Source organism: Negativibacillus massiliensis (assembly GCF_900148495.1).
Lineage (GTDB): Bacteria > Bacillota > Clostridia > Oscillospirales > Ruminococcaceae > Negativibacillus > Negativibacillus massiliensis.
This window is the reverse complement of the sequence record NZ_FTRU01000008.1, coordinates 1,268,271-1,285,919: the sequence shown is the minus strand read 5'-3', so window position 1 is coordinate 1,285,919 and position 17,649 is coordinate 1,268,271. Positions and strand designations below refer to the sequence as shown.

The window sequence follows — 17,649 nt, the reverse complement described above, 5'->3', positions numbered from 1 at the left end:
GTTTTAGAATGAAGAAAATAAAATTAATCGTATTTATCTTACTTGTAGCGGTGATCCTGATTCTGGATCACCGTTTTGGATGGTCCGGATATCTGGGAAATCTGGATAACTTAGGTTTTCTCAAAGAAATGGTGCAGCAAAACCTGTGGCAGGCGATGCTCATCTATCTGGTAGTGACAGTGGTCGGCTGCGTGGTGCTTGCACTGCCAGGGGCCACTTTTGCCTTGTTTGCGGGTATCCTGTTTGGTCCATGGCTGGGCATCTTGAATTGCCTAGTTGCGACCACCTTGGGAGCATCGGCAGCTTTTTTGACAGGACGTTTTTTCCTCAAAGATTCCATCAAGCCCATCGCACAGAAAAACCGATATCTCAAAAAATTACTTTTTGATTCGAATCCCAAAAGTGAGCTAGTGGTGCTGATGATTACACGGCTGGTTCCGTTGTTTCCATATAATCTGCAAAATTTTGCCTACGGCATAACCGATATCAGTTTTTGGAAATATACCATATATACCTTTGTTTTTATGTTTCCGGGGGTTTCCTTTTTTACCATTGGAGCTGCTGGATTGACGGCGACAGAGGGACGTGTCTGGTATTTTGCAGTGGCGGGAGTGCTCTGCTTGCTGGTGATGGGGGCAGGGTATCTGCTTAAGAAGCGCTACCTGTCCGAAGAGATGCCAAAAGAGATATCAAGAGAGATGTCAAAAGACATGGAGGAAAAGCAATAGAAAGGAAGGCTTGTCGGTGAAACAGGCATTGATTTTGTTTACGAGAATTCCCATTGCAGGTAAAACCAAAACAAGACTGCAAACGGCACTGACACCGGAACAGTGTGCCCAGGCACATAGTGCTTTTTTGCAGGATGTTGCGTCATCCTGTTTATCACCACTGCAGTGGGATCTGCTGGTGTTTTATGGGGAGGAAGGGCCGCTGTCTGTTTTACAAGAGCTGTTGCCGCAGCAGAAAGATTTCTTTTTGCAGCAGGGAAAAACACTTGGCGAAAAAATGGACAGGGCAATTACCGATACCTTTAAAATGGGCTATGACCGCTGTGTGCTGATCGGTGCGGATTTGCCATTGATTAATCGGGAGATCATTGCACAGGCAATGCGAGTTTTAGAAGAAACCTCACTGGTGCTTGGACCAACGGTTGATGGAGGGTATTATTTAGTAGGAAGCACAAAGCCCTGTCCGGAGATTTTCAGCGGGCAGTCTTACGGTGGAAGCAGTGTCTTTGAAAACACAGTGGCAGCTGCCCGAAAAGCAGGTTTGCGTCTGGGCACAGTTGCTACGATGGAGGATATCGACCAACCGGAAGATCTTCGTAATTTTGCAGATAAGTTAAGCATGCAGCCGGAGGAAATTTGTCCCCATAGCCGCCGCTTTTTGCGGGAACTTGGATGGATATAAAATAGAAAGGAAACAGCATGAGTTTTACCATACAGCAAATCGAACAGTATGCAGCGTCAAAAAGATTTCGGGAAGGATTGGCTATCCCGTCAGGAAAATCCATGGAATTTTCCATGCTGGGACAGGGAGAGTATAACATCAACTACCTGTTTACCCATCCGGTAAATGGGCAGAAGTTGGTATTGCGAATCAATACCGGAAGTCAGATGCATCTTCCGGATCAGATCGGATATGAATATTACGCCTTAAAACTGCTTGAAAACAGTACAAGAACGCCAAAGCCTTATTATCTGGACAGTGAAAATCATCTTCTGGTGATGGAATATCTGCCGGGGCGAGCACTTGACTATCATACAGATCTTAAACTTGCAGCAGAATGTCTGGCACAGATTCATTCGGTCAGTGTCCCAGAGAATTGTCGTTTGCTTTGTCCGGATGATCCGTTGGACGCAATGCTGGACGAGTGCCAGCAGATGGCAGAGATTTACCTGCAGTCGGATAAGGGTGAGAAAAAAACAAAGGAAATGCTCTGTCACTTACTGGATGCAGCAAAGAAGCACGGCAAAAAGGAACAACAGATGTCCCGATGCATCATCAATACAGAACTAAATTCCGGAAATTTTCTAATTAACGGTGAAGGGAAAAATAACTATCTCATTGACTGGGAAAAACCATTGATCGGGGAAGCTGCACAGGATTTGGGGCATTTTCTGGCACCGACCACGACCTATTGGAAAACAGATGTTCTGCTGACCAAAGAGCAGAAATACGATTTTGTAAAGCAGTATCAAAGCTGCTGCAAAAATACTGTGGAGTATGAAGAACTTCAGTATCGGACTGATCGGTATGAGACGATGACCTGTCTGCGAGGAGTGACCTGGTGTGCGATGGCTTGGGTGGAGTACCAAGACCCGAATCGACCGATTCAGAATCAGGCCACCTACCAGAAAATCCAAGATTATATGACAGAGGATTTTCTAAACTGGATCTGGAACAGTTATTTTGCGTGATGGAGGAAACAGGATGGCAAAAATATCGTTGATTGTTCCGGTACTCAACGAAGTACAGAAGATTGACGGATTTTTAAATCAGTTAAAAGGACTGCCCGGGGACTGGGAAGCAATCTTTGCAGATGGTGGCAGCACTGATGGGACTACGGAAAAGATCGCAGCGCATTATCCGCTTATACACGCTCCGAAAGGACGGGCACGACAGATGAATGAGGGCGCCCATCATGCCAGCGGAGAAGTCTTTCTTTTTCTGCATTGCGACAGCCTGATTCCGCAGGATCTGTGCGCACAGGTGGAGGAAGTATTAAGCAGAGGTTATTCCTTTGGATGTTTTCGCATCCGATTTGACAGTCGCCATCCATGGATGCGCTGCTGTTCCTTTTGTTCTAATCTGCGTGTCCGACTGCGTAAAATAGCATTTGGAGATCAAGGCATCTTTTTAACACGTGAATTGTTTGAGCAGATTGGCGGTTTTGCAGATCTGCCGATTATGGAAGATTACAAGCTTTCGATAGACTTAAAAGGAAAGTATCCGCTGGGGCAGACCAGAGGATATCTGGTAACCTCGGCGCGAAGATTTGAGCAAGGCGGAATGCTGCGCACCATGTGGAAAATGCAGGTTTTGCAGCATCGGTTCCGCAAAGGAGTTTCCGCACAGGAGATTGCGCGGCAGTATCGAGACATTCGCTAGAAGAAAGGAGCAAACAGGATGGACTGTATCCATTGTGGAAACTGTACCCGTCACTGTGACTTTTTAAAAAAATATCAGCTGGATTTGGAAGGGTTTTCTCAACATCCTGAACTTGCTTATCACTGCTTTTTGTGTGGGGAATGTACTGCCTGCTGTCCAAAAGGGATTGATGGCAGAGAGATTGCGCTAAAGATGCGCTGCAAAAAGGTGGAAGAACAAAACGGTGTTTTCAGCAAAGTTCCTGAAATAAAGAGACAGAAGATGCTGGTGATGGAAAAGAAAAACTATCTGTTCCGCAACTATCGGCATAGCACCTCTGGCTCTGTGTTGTTTCCGGGGTGCAATTTTCCATCCTTTTATCCGAAAACGACCCAAAAGCTCATCGATTTGCTTAAAGAGCGTGCCGGTATGGGAGTTGTGATGGACTGCTGTGGCAAGCCTATTTTTGAGTTGGGAATGGAAAAGGAGAGCAAAGCCATCTGTGATGGACTTTCCAAACGACTGCATCAGGCAGGAGTGACCGAGCTTGTGGTGCTCTGCCCAAACTGCTACGCTTTTTTAAAGGAACACTTCGACATTCCGGTAGTTAGCATCTATCAGAAGTTACTAGAACTTAATTTGGTACGGCCGCTGAGAAAGGAGTTTTTCCCGCTCTATCTGCCTTGTCCGGATCGGCACAGCCGCGAGATGTTTGAGAGTTTTGTACCGCTGCTGCAAGGGCAGATTGAAGAAATCAAGGGAATCCAGTGCTGTGGGCTGGGTGGCTGTGCTGCAGCATATGAACCGGAGATTTCCACAGGATTTGGACAGAAAATGAAAGAGCAGAAACTTTCAAAAACTTATACTTATTGTGCTTCCTGTGCAGGAAATTTTTCCCGTGCAGGCTGTCAGGAAGTGCGTCACCTGCTGGTAGAGCTGCTTCAAGCAGAGGAACAGCCGCCGAAAGGTGTGAGATCACTTTTTAATCGAGCAAAATACAAACTGCTGTAAACAAATTTATAGATCAAAAGAAAGGGTTTTAATCGATGAAACGAAACTCAATCATCAGGAAAGGGACAGCACTGCTTTTAAGTCTGCTGATCTGTCTGGGAGCCAGCGGCTGCCAAGCAAAGGAAGAACAGGCAGAATTGGATTTAAGTCAGACCAGCTTTGAAGATTTGGTCGAACAGGCAAAGGGCAGTACCGTCAGCTTTTATGGATGGGGAGGCGACGAACTGATCAACAATTGGATTGATACAGTTTTCGCACCGCAGATGAAGGAAAAATATGATATCACCATTGACCGTGTGCCGATGGACATTGACCAGATCCTCAATAAGCTTTCCTCGGAGGTTCAGGCAGGAAAGAGGGACGGCAGCATTGACATGATCTGGATTAACGGCGAGAATTTCTTCTCCGCGAAGGAAAATAATCTCCTGTATGGTCCGTTTACCCAGGCACTGCCAAACTTTAAAAATTATGTAGATGAAACCTCCAGCGATACCTGCTACGATTTTGCTTATCCGATTGAAGGGTATGAAGCTCCTTATGGAAAGGCTCAGCTGGTGCTGATTAACGACAAGGAAAAGACACCGGAGACCCCTTCCAACGCGCAGGAGTTGCTCGAGTTTGTCAAAAAATATCCGGGACAGGTGACCTATCCGGCACCTCCTGATTTTACCGGAAGTGCGTTTGTGCGCAATATCATTTACGAGTTTGTTGATCCCGAAGTCTTTGTGGATATGGAGGCAGATAAGGAAAACGTAAAAGCAGCAATTGAACCGGCACTTGCTTATCTTCGGGAGCTAAATCCTTATTTGTGGAAGCAAGGCAAGAGTTTTCCTGCCACGGTAGCACAGCAGGAAACCATGTATATGGACGGAGAACTGTTGTTACATATGCGCTATGAGTCGTATTGGATTGCGACTGCGATCGAAAAAGGAATGTGCAGCCAGACCAGCCGAAGCTTTCTATTTGACAATGGAACTATCGGCAATACAAACTTTGTTGCAATTGCTCAGAATGCTTCCAATAAAGCAGGCGCACTGGTAGCAATCAACGAACTGCTGAGCCCTGAAATTCAGGCATCGCGCTACGATCAACTCAAAATTCTGCCGGTGCTGGATAACGACAAACTCTCCGATGAGGAAAAGTCGCTCTTTGACGCGGTAGATCCGGGTCCGGGTACCATCCCACAGGAAGAACTGTTGGAAAAACGTCTGCCAGAAATGCCGGTCAAGCTGGTTCCAATCATTGAAGAGCTCTGGCAGGAGGAGGTAGTCGGCAAATAATGAAGAGACAGCGCCTTGTGCCGCTTTTGTTATTGCTGCCGTTTTTGTTTCTGCTGGCAGTTTTTTTGCTGGGACTTTGCAGCGGACTGGTGCAGAGCTTTGGTATTGTGCCACCACTGGGTTTGACCGAACCGACGCTGCGCTACTATCAGGAATTGTTTTGCTCTGATGAACTTTGGCGATCGCTTGGTTACAGTTTATACCTGTCGGTGGTGTCTTCGGTGCTGGCAGTGATAGGCGGTGTCCTGCTGTGTTCGGCCTTGGTGCTGAGTGGAAAAGCAAAAGGACGCAACAAGATGGTTGGAATGCTGCAACTGCCGATTATGCTGCCGCACGTGGTGGTAGCACTGTTTGCAATGAATCTGCTTTCGCAGAGCGGATTGCTTGCACGTCTTTTGTATGCATTGGGAATGATCAGCGGTCAGGAAAGTTTTCCTGATTTACTATTTGACCAGGCAGGCGTCGGGATTATCCTGTCATATTTGTGGAAGGAAATTCCGTTTGTTGCTTTTTTTGTGGTAACCCTAATGGCAGCAGTCAATGAAAATCTGGGGGAAGCTGCCCGAAATTTGGGAGCATCCCCGATACAGGCATTTTTTCGTGTGACATTGCCGCTGTGTATGCCGGCAATCAAAAACGCCTTTTTGATTGTGCTTGCATTTTCCTTCGGTGCTTATGAACTGCCGTTTCTGCTCGGTCCAACCACTCCAAAAGCGTTGCCGGTAGCGGCCTATCTGGAATACATCTCACCGGATTTGAAAAATAGGCCCCGGGCAATGGCAATGAACAGCATCGTACTGTTTATCAGTTTAGGAATGGCATGGCTATACTATTGCCTGTTCCAGCAGAAGATGATCCGGTTGCAGGGAGGAAAGTCGGATGAAGAGTAAATTGTCTTTATGCTGCAAAGGAATCGTCTGGCTTGCAATGTTTGGTGTATTGCTTCCGCTTATTGTACTGCTGATCTGGTGCTTTACCGAACGATGGGCGTGGCCAGAGCTTGTTCCGCAGGTCTTTTCCTTGCGTGGTCTGCGCGAAGTGCTGGGAAGTCAGGCACTGATGATTCTGCATTCCAGCATCCTGCTTTCGGCGACAGCGGCATTGATTGCAGTGGTGGTGGGACTGATGACTGCGCGTGCTATTGTTTTTTACCAATTTCCGGGACAAAAACTGCTGTTGTTTGCTTCCATGCTGCCCCTTATTGTACCGACTACCGTCTTTGGTATGGGAATTCATCTGCTGTTGATTCGGGTGGGATTAAGCGATACAGTGCCGGGGGTGATTCTGGTGCACGTGATCTGTGCCCTGCCGTATACGGTCAGCATCATGACCGACAGCACCCGTGCGATTGGGAAAAAGCTGGAAGAACAGGCAAGAGTGCTGGGTGCAGGTAGCTTGCGAGCATTCTGGAGTGTAAGTATGCCAGCGCTGATGCCGGCAATCTTTTCTGCACTGGCAATGGCGTATATCACTTCATTTAGTCAGTATTTTCTTACCCTGCTCATTGGTGGGGGCAATGTCAGAACCTTTACGGTAATCATGGTGCCCTACCTGCAAAACGGTGACCGCACCCTTGCAGCAGGTTATACCACTCTGTTTTTGCTGATTACGGTGCTGGTATTTTTGGTGTTTCGCAAAATCGTACAAAGATTTTATCCCTGTCTGGAACAGAACAGGGAATAGAAGGGAGAAAAACGTTTGGAGCTGCAACAACTTGTACCCGAACTGGAGATACGGGACCTGATCGTCTCGATGCACAAAAAAGAGATCCTGCACAAAATTAACCTCACCGTTTATAAAGGGGAGATGATTTCGTTGCTGGGACCGTCTGGCTGTGGAAAAAGCACCTTGCTGAAAACAGTAGCGGGACTGTTAGAAGCGCAGGGGGGAGATGTGTGCATCGAGGGCAGTTCGGTGCTGAATATGCCTACCGAAAAGCGGGGAGCAGTGATTGTATTTCAGGATCTGAGACTGTTTCCAAACCTCAGTGTAGAGGGTAATATTGAATTTTCGCTCAGACTCAAAGGAATCTCTCGTTCGCAGCGGGAGCAGCGGGTCAGAGAGCTGCTGGAAATTGTGAAGCTTCCGGGAATGCAAAAAAGGAAAATCAATGAGCTTTCCGGAGGTCAGATGCAGCGGGTGGCTCTGGCAAGAGCACTTGCTGCGCAGCCGAGATTGCTGCTGTTGGATGAACCATTTTCCAGTCTGGACGAACAGCTGCGGGAACAGATGCGCAGCTTTGTGCAGGAACTGCATCAGCGCACACAAACCACGATTGTGATGGTGACCCATGACAGGGAAGAAGCGCTGTCGATGTCCGATCGCATTGCTCTGATGATTGATGGACAGATTGTGCAGGTAGATGTTCCGGAAAAAATCTACCGCCGTCCGATCAACAAGCGTGTTTCCGATTATTTTGGAGGTTGCAGTTACCTGTCCGGTCAGGTAAGAAACGGAGTTTTCTATCATCCTGCACTGCAAATGCCGGTATCAGGTTATGCAGATGGTGATTGGGTGGTTCGTATCCTGCCGGGAATGGTCCATTTGTGTGAGGATGGCAATTGGAAGGTGACCAAGGTTTGCTATCAGGGAGAATCCAGCCTTGTTACCCTGCAAAGAGAGGACAGTATACTGACAGCAAGGGTTATGGAACCGCCTGGTGTGGGAAAAATGTGCGGGGTTCGGGTGGATGCAGAAGAACTTCTCCTGTTAAAACAGGAACCCTGTGTACATACAAAATAAAGAGGGAAAGAGGTGCTGATGTCAAGAACATCGGTACTGAAAATAAAAAGATGTTTTAAGCAAAGAATTTGTTTAAAACAAAAAGAAAGGACGATGTACTTATGAAAAAGATTCTTGCGTTGTTGTTGGCAGCACTGATGGTCGGCAGTATGATGACCGGATGCACCAAGCAGGAGGCGACATCAGGAGAGGAAAGTGCTCAGACTCAGCAGACCGAGTCGGAGGCAAAAGAGGAACCAGTGGAAGAGGAAACACAGGCTGCTTTTACCGGAGCATACATTGCAGATCCTGAGTATATTAAGAGCAAAATTGGCAGTGAAGATGTCATCTTTATTGATGCCCGCGGCGCAGATGCTGCAAAAAAAGGTACCATCGAGGGTGCAATTGCAACTGCATGGCAGCCACTTGCACGCTGTGCACAAGGAGCTTCCGGCGATGAGATGTGGGGAACGATCCTGCCACTCGATCAGCTCAGCGAGGTCTTGAGTTCGATGGGTATCACACCGGATAAAGAGATCATCCTTTTCTCGGATGGTAAGGATGGATGGGGCGATGACGGACGTATCGCTTGGGAACTGCTTGCTGTCGGTTTTGAGAATGTAAAGATTGCAGACCGCGGTTTCTCTGCGCTGAAAGAAGCAGGTGTTCCAACCCAGAAGGGTGCAGCAGAATTTACTCCTGCCGAAGTGACCGTTTCTGAACTGGACGAGACCCATCTCATCAATACCGATGCTCTGGTAGAAACCTATGACAGCGTTAAGGTTGTGGATGTACGTGCTGACGAAGAATATAACGGCGAAGTTCTGTATGGCGAAAAAGCTGGCGGTCATCTGCCGGGTGCAATCCATATCCGATTTACTGACCTGTTTAATGATGATAATGTTTTAAAATCCAACGAGGAAATCACCGCAATGTTCGAAGAAGCAGGTCTTTCCAAAGATGATAAAATTGTAACCTATTGTACTGCAGGTATCCGTTCTGCTTACATGCAGATGGTACTTGAGATGTGCGGTTTTGAAAACAGCCTCAACTACGATGAATCCTATTACCGCTGGTGCGCAGTTCAGGATGTTGAGTAACAAAACAAAAATACGGATACAGCTGGCCGCTTGGGTTGTGCTGTTGCTGGCAGCCGGAGCAGTTGTGATATTTCCACAGCTGCGTTCGGCATTTCTGGCAAAGGTGATGCTGTTCACCCAGAAAAGTCCGCAGACCTTGGCAGGTGCGCTGCGTTCGGTCGGAAGTTGGCAGCTTGGTTATGCGATGGTATTGGCAGTGTTTCGGGAAATGTTCCTTCCATGGATTACACCGATTCTCACCATCGCAGATACCATGGTGTTTGGAACAGTGCCCGGAATGATGGTTGCATGGCTTGGCAATATGATTGGTGCAAGTATATGTTTTGCTCTGTCCAATCTACTGTTTTGCAGAAAGAGTCTGTGCTTACCTTTGCAATCTGCTGTGCAGCGTTGGGGCAGTATAGGCTGTGTTGTTCTGCTGTTTTTGTTCCCAAGTGCAGGTGGTATAGCAGGTTATCTGATGGGCTTTGGAGGGTTGCGATGGAAACAATGGTTTTTGGGTATCGCTGCCGGTGAATTTGCCGTGACATTGGTATACGGCTTCTGTTGTTCTCCTTATGTAACGACTCTTCCGGACAATATCACATGGATGATGAGAATCATAGCTGTTATTCTGGCTGTAGGGACAATAGCGGTACACCGTTTTAAAAATTCACATCAAAAGATAGAAATAAAAAAGTAAAGCTGTAAGTGTAAATCAAGGGGAGCACTGCAACCCAGTGCAATCCCTTGTCAATAAAACAATGGAGGTACATGTATCATGAAAAGAGTATTTGCAATGCTGCTGTGCGCGATGATGGTTGCTGGTATGATGGCAGGATGCACACAGAATCAGCAGACTTCTGCAGATCAGACAACTCAGCAGACAGCTACAGAAGAAACCAAGGAGGAAGAAAAGACAGAGGAAACTTCTGCTGAATCTTCTGAAATCAAAGCTCCTGAAAAGGATGTTGAGATGCAGTACATTAGTGTAGAGGATGCAACAAAGGTGCTCGACAGCGACGATTATACCTTCCTGGATGTCCGTAAAGCAGAAGACTATAACACTTCCCATGTTCCGGGAGCAGTTGGTGCTGATATGGATGCTGCCAAGAACGGTGACTTTGATGCTGGTGTTGCAACCATGCAGCAGGCAACAAAGGATGTAGACAACAACTTGGTCGTTATCTGCTACACCGGCAAGAGCTATGCGCAGGCGACCACCAATGTTCTGTCTGCTCTGGGCTATGATATGTCCAAAGTCTACACATTGGAAGGCGGATTTAAAGCATGGACTCAGGCACAGCCGGAAAATGTAGAGGTATCTGCTGAAATTAAAGCTCCGGAACAGGATGTTGAGATGCAGTACATGAGCGTAGAGGATGCATCCAAACACCTGGGTGAAGAAGGATACACCTTCCTGGATGTTCGCAAGGCAGAGGATTACACCGCTTCCCACATTCCAGGAGCAGTTGGCGCTGATATGGACGCTGCTAAGAGTGGTGACTTTAATGCAGGAGTTTCCACCATGCAGGTAGCAACCCGCGATTTGGATGATACTCTGGTTGTCATCTGCTATACCGGCAAGAGCTATGCACAGGCAACTACCAATGTTCTGTCTGCTTTGGGTTACGATATGTCCAAAGTCTATACATTGGAAGGTGGATTTGAAGCGTGGACAGAAGCTTATCCAGATAATGTGGAAAATAACTAGTTTATAAGCTGCAAATTAGAATTCTCATAAGAGACCAACACCGGACATCCAGAATAGGGTGTCCGGTGTTTTTGTTAGAGGTAAGTATAGAAAAAGAAGCCAGCATCAAACGATGATGGCTTCTTTGCGTGACAAGCAATGGTTTATTCGTAGATTGGGTATTTGCTGCAAAGCTCAGTGACACCGGCACGGATTTCATCTGCTTTTGCTTCAAAGTCAGTTGCTGCCCATTTAATGAATTTTGCAACAGCAGCCATATCTTCTTCCTTGAAGCCTCTGGTTGTGACAGCAGGAGTACCAACACGCAGGCCGCTTGTGATGAATGGGCTCTGTGGGTCGTTTGGAATCGCGTTCTTGTTTGCAGTGATGTATACTTCATCCAGACGTTTTTCCAGTTCCTTACCGGTGATGTTCATGTTCTGCAGGTCGATCAGGATCAGATGGTTGTCTGTACCGCCGGAAACCAGACGGAAACCTTCGTTAGTGAGTGCAGTTGCAAATGCCTGTGCATTCTTTACAACCTGTTCCTGGTAAGCTTTGAATTCTGGTTTCAGTGCTTCACCAAAGCATACTGCTTTTGCAGCGATGATGTGTTCCAGAGGACCGCCCTGTGTGCCAGGGAATACAGCTTTGTTGATCTGTTTTGCAAGAGATTCTTTGCAGAGAATCAGGCCGCCTCTTGGACCACGCAGTGTCTTGTGTGTGGTGGTGGTGACAACATCAGCGTACAGAACAGGGTTCTGATGCAGGCCAGCTGCAACCAGACCAGCGATATGAGCCATATCGACAAAGAGATAAGCGCCGACTTCATGCGCAATCTCAGCAAATTTATCAAAGCGGATTTCTCTTGGATATGCCGAAGCGCCGGCAACAATCATTTTTGGCTTGTGTTCCAGAGCGAGCTCACGAACTTTATCGTAGTTGATTCGTTCTGTGTCGTCCAGGCTATATGGGATAAAGTTATAGTATGTACCGGAGATATTGACCGGGCTGCCGTGGGTCAGATGACCGCCATGAGCGAGGTTGAGTCCCAGAACGGTATCTCCCGGTTTTAACAGAGCAAAATAAACTGCGATGTTTGCGCTTGCACCGGAGTGTGGCTGAACACAGGCATGCTCTGCCGAGAACAGTTTTTTCGCACGTTCAATCGCAATATTTTCAACAACATCGACGCACTCGCATCCGCCGTAGTAGCGTTTGCCAGGGAAACCTTCCGCGTATTTGTTGGTCAGAACCGTTCCCATTGCAGCCATAACAGCTTCGGAAACGATATTTTCAGAGGCAATCAGTTCGATATTTCTTTTCTGGCGGGCATATTCCGCTTCGATAGCTTTGCCTACTTCCGGATCGTGCTGCGCGATGAAGTTCATAATTTCGTTTACCATTCCATAAGCCTCCTTAAAATTTGGGTAAAAAATGACCGGATGGATGGAAAAACCTACAAAACCTGACGGGGAAATGCCCTCTTCCCGTCCATCCGGTTAAGCAACATGAGAGCTGACTCTCACCTTAAAGTTTGGGGACAAAGTTAACGCTTTTTCGGAGCAAGATGGATTGCCATACCATGAACATCCTCGACCGCTTCGGTGATGGCTTCACAGAAGGTTGGATGAGGACGGATGACAGAAGCTAACTGAGAAACAGTAAGGCCGTTTACAATCGCGGTGGAGAACTCGGAAACCAGATCGGTTGCGCGGGAGCACATCAGTTGGGCACCCAAAATGACATCGGTATCCTTGTGTGCAAGGATCTTGATGAATCCACGTTCCTGCTCATCAATGAGCGAACGTCCGTTGCCGGTCGTGATAAATTTTCCTTTTTTCACCGGGATAGACTGTTGTTTTGCTTCTTCTTCGGTAAGGCCGACCGAGGCAATCTCAGGGTCGGTGTAAATACAGCCGGGAACTGTATTCAGCTGGATTGGCGGCTCTTTTCCCGCAATGATGTGTGCTGCACAAATTCCCTGTGCACTCGCCATATGAGCCAGCTGGATTTTTGCGGTGACGTCGCCGATCGCATAGATCGAATCGACACTGGTGCGAAAATGCTCGTCTGTTACAATGCGGCCGCGCTCCATCTCTAACTGGAATCCTTCCCCAAACAAACCTTCTGTGTTGGGGCGTCTGCCGATTGCCACAAGAACCTGAGCTGCAGGGACACTCTGAGCTGTTCCTTTCTGAGTAAAGTGGCAGATCAGTTTGCCGTTTTCCTGTTCAAGCTTTTCCACCATGGCGCCAGTATAAATTTCGACACCGCGTTTTTTGAGAGTCATGCTTAAACTCTGAGAAATTTCCCGATCCATCGTTGGAAGAATTCGCTCCATTGCTTCCACGATGGTCACTTTGCATCCAAAGGAGGAGAAAACACTGGCAAATTCCACGCCAATGACGCCTCCGCCAATAATCAGAATTTCCTGCTCCAAATGCTGAGTACAGGATGGATCCTCAAGCAGTTCATCGCTGGTGATGACATTTGGAAGGGAAAGTCCGGGGATCGGCGGACGTGCCGGAACCGAGCCGGTTGCAATCAGGATGTTTTCTCCATAAAGGTGCGTTTCATCCCCCTGGTCTAATTGTACATCATGAGCAGACAAAATGGAAGCGGAATTGTTAAAAAAATCTATTTTATTTGCACGAATCAGCTGCTCAATTCCAGTGCGAAGCTTTTCGACGACCTCCTGTTTTCGGTCGTGAACCTTAGACCAGCTGAATGTGGTGTTTTCTGTGTGAAGACCAAACAGGTCGAATCGGGAAGCGTCCCGATAAAGCTGTGCGGAGTGGAGCATTGCTTTGGTAGGAATGCATCCACGGTTTAAACAGGTACCGCCCACCTGGCGGCGTTCAACTAAAGCGGTGGAGAGACCGAGCTGTGCGGCGCGGATGGCTGCTTCATAGCCGCCAGGACCTGCACCGATTACGATGAGCTGATATTGTTTCATGAAAAAGCCACCTTTCGTGAGAATACCGTTATCAATGAGAATCAGAGGAATTTTGCTGATGCATCAGACTGCAGATATCAGAAAGAATCTGGTTTTGCGTCTGGTTAAAAGAAAGTTTTTGCAATTTCAGGAAGATGTACTCCGGTTCAAACCGACAGCCAATCAGTTTTTGTGATAAGAGCTCAATCCAGTCAGCGTCCAGAGCATCGGAATACAGAAGAGCATCCTGAATGATTCCTTCGTTGATGTGAAGCTGCATCTGAATTTCTCCCCAGTCAAAACGTTCATTTGCTTCCCAGCTAAACTTAATTTTTCGCCCGAATTTCCATTCCCAGGAGGAATATTGGTTGTACAGCGCCATGACCCGTTTGTGGTCGATCGCAGTTTCCGGGATGGGGAGAGGGGAGAGGTGGTAAACTTTTGCAAAAGCTTCCAGAAGTTTTTGTTGCATCTCTTTGGTTGTCAGGGAAGGAACAAAATCACAGAGGTTGCATACACGGGAAGAGACCGAAGAAACACCCTTGGAACGCAGCTTTTTTTCTGATACATTCAAGTAATGTGCGACCTTCTGCGTGTCAACATGAAGCATCAAAGTGCCATGATGATAGGAGTTTTCGCCTTTTTGGCAGAATGCGTTGCCGGAAAACTTTTTTCCATCAATGGTGATGTCGTTGCGGCCAGATTTCTGTGCGTCAATTCCCAAACTGCGCACTGCCTCCAGAATGACCGACATCTGACGGGAAAGGTCATAATCTTTGGTAGGAACAAGAAAGGTGAAGTTGAGATTCCCTGTATCGTGGAATACGGCACCTCCACCGGAAAGCCGGCGGGCAAGATGCCCGCCATCCTGTTCCAGTTCCTGAAAGCGGCATTCCTTCCAGGCATTTTGGTTTTTGCCAATTACAACGGTACGTTCGTTCTGCCACAGATACAGAATCATCTGCCCGGGCTGTACCGTATCCAGGAGGTATTCTTCGATGGAAAGGTTCAGATAAGGGTTTAGGGAATTGCCGATATAATAAGAAAGCGTTTCGATCATCTAAGGATACCTCCTGAAATGAATAATTTATTCAAAGGAAAAACGAAGCTTTGGATTTCTTGCAGCACCAACCTCGTCCAGACGACGAACCGGCGTATGCAGTGGCATTTCATGCAGGGATTCCGGCTGTTCTATCGCAGTCTGATAGATGCTGCGGAATACTTCGATTGCGTGGTCGAGAACCTCGCGAGGTTCTGTTTCGGTCGGCTCTACCATAAGTGCTTCATGAACGATAAGAGGGAAGTACATTGTTGGTGGATGGATTCCGTTGTCCAGCAGAGCTTTTGCAACATCCATCGCAGAAACATCCTTTTCCTTCTTAAGTTTTTCCAGTGTCATGACAAATTCGTGCATACATCCGGTGTCGAATGCCATGTCATAAAGATCCTTGAGGTGATTCATCATGTAGTTGCAGTTTAATACTGCGTTAGAAGAAGCCTCTGGGATACCTTCTTTTCCAAGTGTCAGGACATAGGTCAGAGCTCGAACGACAACCAGGAAGTTTCCATAGAATTCCTTGACAGAACCGATGCTCTGTGGATTATTGCGGCAGAAGTGATAGCCATTTTCATCCTTGCAGACAGTTGGGGATGGAAGGAACGGTTTTAAGAATTCTTTGCATCCAACTGCACCGGAACCAGGACCGCCGCCGCCGTGTGGGGTGGAGAAGGTCTTGTGCAGGTTCAGATGGACAACGTCAAATCCCATATCACCCGGACGAACGATTCCCATGATGGCGTTGAGGTTTGCGCCGTCGTAGTAGCAAAGACCGCCTGCTTGATGGACGATGGAGGTAATCTCGGAGATGTTCTGGTCAAAGAGTCCGACTGTGTTTGGATTGGTCAGCATCAATCCTGCGGTATGTTCATCCGCAGCCTGACGCAGAGCCTTGGTGTCAACGCATCCGTTTGGAAGGGAAGGAATGCTGACTACCTGAAAACCTGCCATCGAAGCAGAAGCAGGGTTGGTGCCATGTGCAGAGTCTGGAACCAGAATCTTGGTACGGTCATGATCACCGTTTGCCTGATGGTAAGCTTTAATCAGCATCAGACCGGTCAGTTCACCATGGGCACCTGCTGCAGGCTGGAAGGTCATAGCATCCATGCCGGTAATTTCGCTAAATAATTTGTCAGCAAGGCTCAAAACTTCCAGACAACCTTGGGCGGTATGTTCCGGCTGAAGTGGATGGATTTCGGTAAAGCCCGGAAGAGAAGCAATTTCTTCATTGATCTTCGGGTTATATTTCATGGTGCAGGAGCCAAGCGGATAAAAACCATCATTGACACCATGAGTCTGTTTTGCAAGCTCGGTGTAATGGCGGCTGATTTCGTTTTCACTCAGCTGTGGAAGATGGGGAGCCTGTGCCCTGCAAAGAGAAGCGTCCAGATTGATGTCATCGCAGGCTGGAAGGATGGTGCATCCTCTGCCCGGATGGCTGCGTTCAAATAACAGTTGCATTACATAAGCTCCTTTCTGATGATATTAACGACCTTGTCAATTTCCTCTGTGGTGTTCTTTTCAGTTGCGCACCAGAGGATGTCGCCGTTCTCAAGAGGATATCCGCCAAGGATTCCTTCTTTTTCCAGAGCAGACAGGATGCGGTCGCTGTCTGCCTGTTCGGTAACAAATTCGTGGAAGAAGGTACCAGTGTATTTTAACTGGATGCCAGGGATACAGCAGAGTTTTTCTGCCAGAGTGTGTGCATTTTGATAGCATATCAGGGCAGCACGGCGCAGTCCTTCTGGTCCCATTGCTGCCAGATAAACCGAGGCAGTCATAGCGCACAACGCCTGATTAGAACAGATGTTACTGGAAGCTTTTTCGCGGCGGATGTGTTGTTCTCTTGCCTGCAAAGTCAGGACAAAAGCGCGTTTTCCATCCACGTCGGTGGTTTCTCCAACGATTCTGCCGGGGAGTTTTCGCATCATAGCGGAGGTTGCTGCCATAAAACCAAGGTATGGACCGCCAAAGGACAGTGGCATACCCAAAGGCTGACCTTCTCCAACAGCGATATCAGCACCCTGTTCGGCGGGAGTTTTGAGTGCACCGAGTGCAATTGGATTGCATCCGCAGATGAGCTTTCCGCCTACCGAATGAATCAGCTCAGCAGCTTTTTCTACTTCTTCCAGCTGACCAAAGAAGTTTGGACTCTGGACATAGACACAGGCGGAAGTTTTTTTGTCAAGCTGGGAAGCGATGCTGTCCCAATCAGTTTTGCCGTCCTTATGTGGAACAAGGACAAGTTCATGTCCGGCAGCCCAGCAATAAGTTTTAATGACCGAAATAGTGTCCGGATGTGCAGCCTCGGAGCAGAAAACAACCTGACGGCTGCGTTCACAGCACATATTGACCGCTTCTGCGGCAGCGGTAGCGCCATCATAAACCGAAGCATTGGAGACATCCATGCCGGTCAGCTCACAGATCATGGTCTGGTATTCAAAGATAGACTGCAAAATTCCCTGGCTGATTTCAGCCTGATATGGTGTGTATGCGGTGACAAACTCCTCTTTGCTGACAACGCTCTTTACAATGGAAGGAATATAATGGCTGTAAGCACCGGCACCGCGGAAGATGGTGCCAAAGATGTGGCTGTGAGAAGCGATATCCTTCATGGTGCGGCTGACTTCCATCTCGGATTTACCGGATGGAATGTTCAGCTCGCTTTTCAGTTTCAGCTCGTCTGGAATGTGGGCAAACAGCTCATCGATGGAGGAAAGCCCGATCGATTCGAGCATCTCCTTCTGCTCTTTTAAAGTGGAGGGAACGTAGGAGCCCAT

At 47.7% G+C, this 17,649-nt stretch carries 17 protein-coding genes; 12 read left to right on the top strand and 5 right to left on the bottom strand.

The window, feature by feature from the left end:
- Positions 1-8: 8 nt before the first annotated feature.
- The 12 genes from BQ5375_RS11975 (at position 9) to BQ5375_RS11920 (ending at position 10,895) form a co-directional block, all read left to right on the top strand.
- Positions 9-728 carry a TVP38/TMEM64 family protein gene (locus tag BQ5375_RS11975; protein WP_076917982.1) on the top strand — a complete coding sequence of 240 codons (720 nt, stop codon included), beginning with the start codon at positions 9-11 and terminating at the stop codon, positions 726-728.
- A gap of 16 nt (positions 729-744) precedes the next feature.
- The gene (locus tag BQ5375_RS11970; RefSeq protein ID WP_076917981.1) at positions 745-1,410 is read left to right on the top strand and encodes a TIGR04282 family arsenosugar biosynthesis glycosyltransferase; all 666 of its coding nucleotides are present in this window, start codon (positions 745-747) and stop codon (positions 1,408-1,410) included.
- 17 nt (positions 1,411-1,427) lie between these two features.
- Positions 1,428-2,420, top strand: coding sequence for an aminoglycoside phosphotransferase family protein (locus BQ5375_RS11965; protein ID WP_076917980.1), 993 nt, complete (start codon positions 1,428-1,430; stop codon positions 2,418-2,420).
- 13 nt (positions 2,421-2,433) lie between these two features.
- Positions 2,434-3,111 carry a TIGR04283 family arsenosugar biosynthesis glycosyltransferase gene (locus BQ5375_RS11960; protein WP_076917979.1) on the top strand — a complete coding sequence of 226 codons (678 nt, stop codon included), beginning with the start codon at positions 2,434-2,436 and terminating at the stop codon, positions 3,109-3,111.
- A gap of 18 nt (positions 3,112-3,129) precedes the next feature.
- Positions 3,130-4,101, top strand: coding sequence for a heterodisulfide reductase-related iron-sulfur binding cluster (locus tag BQ5375_RS11955; RefSeq protein WP_076917978.1), 972 nt, complete (start codon positions 3,130-3,132; stop codon positions 4,099-4,101).
- A gap of 35 nt (positions 4,102-4,136) precedes the next feature.
- Positions 4,137-5,381 carry an ABC transporter substrate-binding protein gene (locus BQ5375_RS11950; protein WP_076917977.1) on the top strand — a complete coding sequence of 415 codons (1,245 nt, stop codon included), beginning with the start codon at positions 4,137-4,139 and terminating at the stop codon, positions 5,379-5,381.
- Entirely contained in the window at positions 5,381-6,271 is an 891-nt protein-coding gene (locus tag BQ5375_RS11945) for an ABC transporter permease (protein WP_022133545.1), read from the top strand. The genes BQ5375_RS11950 and BQ5375_RS11945 overlap by 1 nt, the downstream gene beginning before the upstream one ends.
- Positions 6,261-7,064, top strand: coding sequence for an ABC transporter permease (locus tag BQ5375_RS11940; protein ID WP_022133544.1), 804 nt, complete (start codon positions 6,261-6,263; stop codon positions 7,062-7,064). The genes BQ5375_RS11945 and BQ5375_RS11940 overlap by 11 nt, the downstream gene beginning before the upstream one ends.
- Positions 7,065-7,079: 15 nt before the next feature.
- Positions 7,080-8,123 (top strand): ABC transporter ATP-binding protein, encoded by a 1,044-nt coding sequence (locus BQ5375_RS11935; RefSeq protein WP_022133543.1) that lies wholly within the window; start codon positions 7,080-7,082, stop codon positions 8,121-8,123.
- 101 nt (positions 8,124-8,224) lie between these two features.
- A complete protein-coding gene (locus tag BQ5375_RS11930; RefSeq protein ID WP_076917976.1) occupies positions 8,225-9,202 on the top strand; it encodes a sulfurtransferase in 978 nt (325 codons plus the stop codon).
- Complete coding sequence (locus BQ5375_RS11925; RefSeq protein WP_076917975.1) at positions 9,195-9,884, top strand: TVP38/TMEM64 family protein; 690 nt, start codon at positions 9,195-9,197, stop codon at positions 9,882-9,884. The genes BQ5375_RS11930 and BQ5375_RS11925 overlap by 8 nt, the downstream gene beginning before the upstream one ends.
- A gap of 78 nt (positions 9,885-9,962) precedes the next feature.
- Positions 9,963-10,895: a rhodanese-like domain-containing protein gene (locus BQ5375_RS11920; protein ID WP_022133540.1), complete on the top strand. Its 933-nt coding sequence runs from the start codon at positions 9,963-9,965 to the stop codon at positions 10,893-10,895.
- Between the two features lie 143 nt (positions 10,896-11,038).
- On the opposite strand, the gene BQ5375_RS11915 is transcribed toward BQ5375_RS11920, so the two are convergent.
- From BQ5375_RS11915 to gcvPA, 5 genes are all read right to left on the bottom strand, one after another.
- Positions 11,039-12,280 (bottom strand): serine hydroxymethyltransferase, encoded by a 1,242-nt coding sequence (locus BQ5375_RS11915; protein ID WP_022133539.1) that lies wholly within the window; start codon positions 12,278-12,280, stop codon positions 11,039-11,041.
- A gap of 143 nt (positions 12,281-12,423) precedes the next feature.
- Entirely contained in the window at positions 12,424-13,833 is a 1,410-nt protein-coding gene (gene lpdA, locus BQ5375_RS11910; protein ID WP_076917974.1) for a dihydrolipoyl dehydrogenase, read from the bottom strand.
- Between the two features lie 31 nt (positions 13,834-13,864).
- Positions 13,865-14,872: a lipoate--protein ligase gene (locus BQ5375_RS11905; protein ID WP_022133536.1), complete on the bottom strand. Its 1,008-nt coding sequence runs from the start codon at positions 14,870-14,872 to the stop codon at positions 13,865-13,867.
- Between the two features lie 27 nt (positions 14,873-14,899).
- The gene (gene gcvPB / locus BQ5375_RS11900) at positions 14,900-16,330 is read right to left on the bottom strand and encodes an aminomethyl-transferring glycine dehydrogenase subunit GcvPB (protein ID WP_022133535.1); all 1,431 of its coding nucleotides are present in this window, start codon (positions 16,328-16,330) and stop codon (positions 14,900-14,902) included.
- Positions 16,330-17,649, bottom strand: a complete 1,320-nt coding sequence (gene gcvPA, locus BQ5375_RS11895) for an aminomethyl-transferring glycine dehydrogenase subunit GcvPA (RefSeq protein WP_022133534.1) — start codon at positions 17,647-17,649, stop codon at positions 16,330-16,332. Before gcvPA ends, gcvPB begins: the two co-directional genes overlap by 1 nt.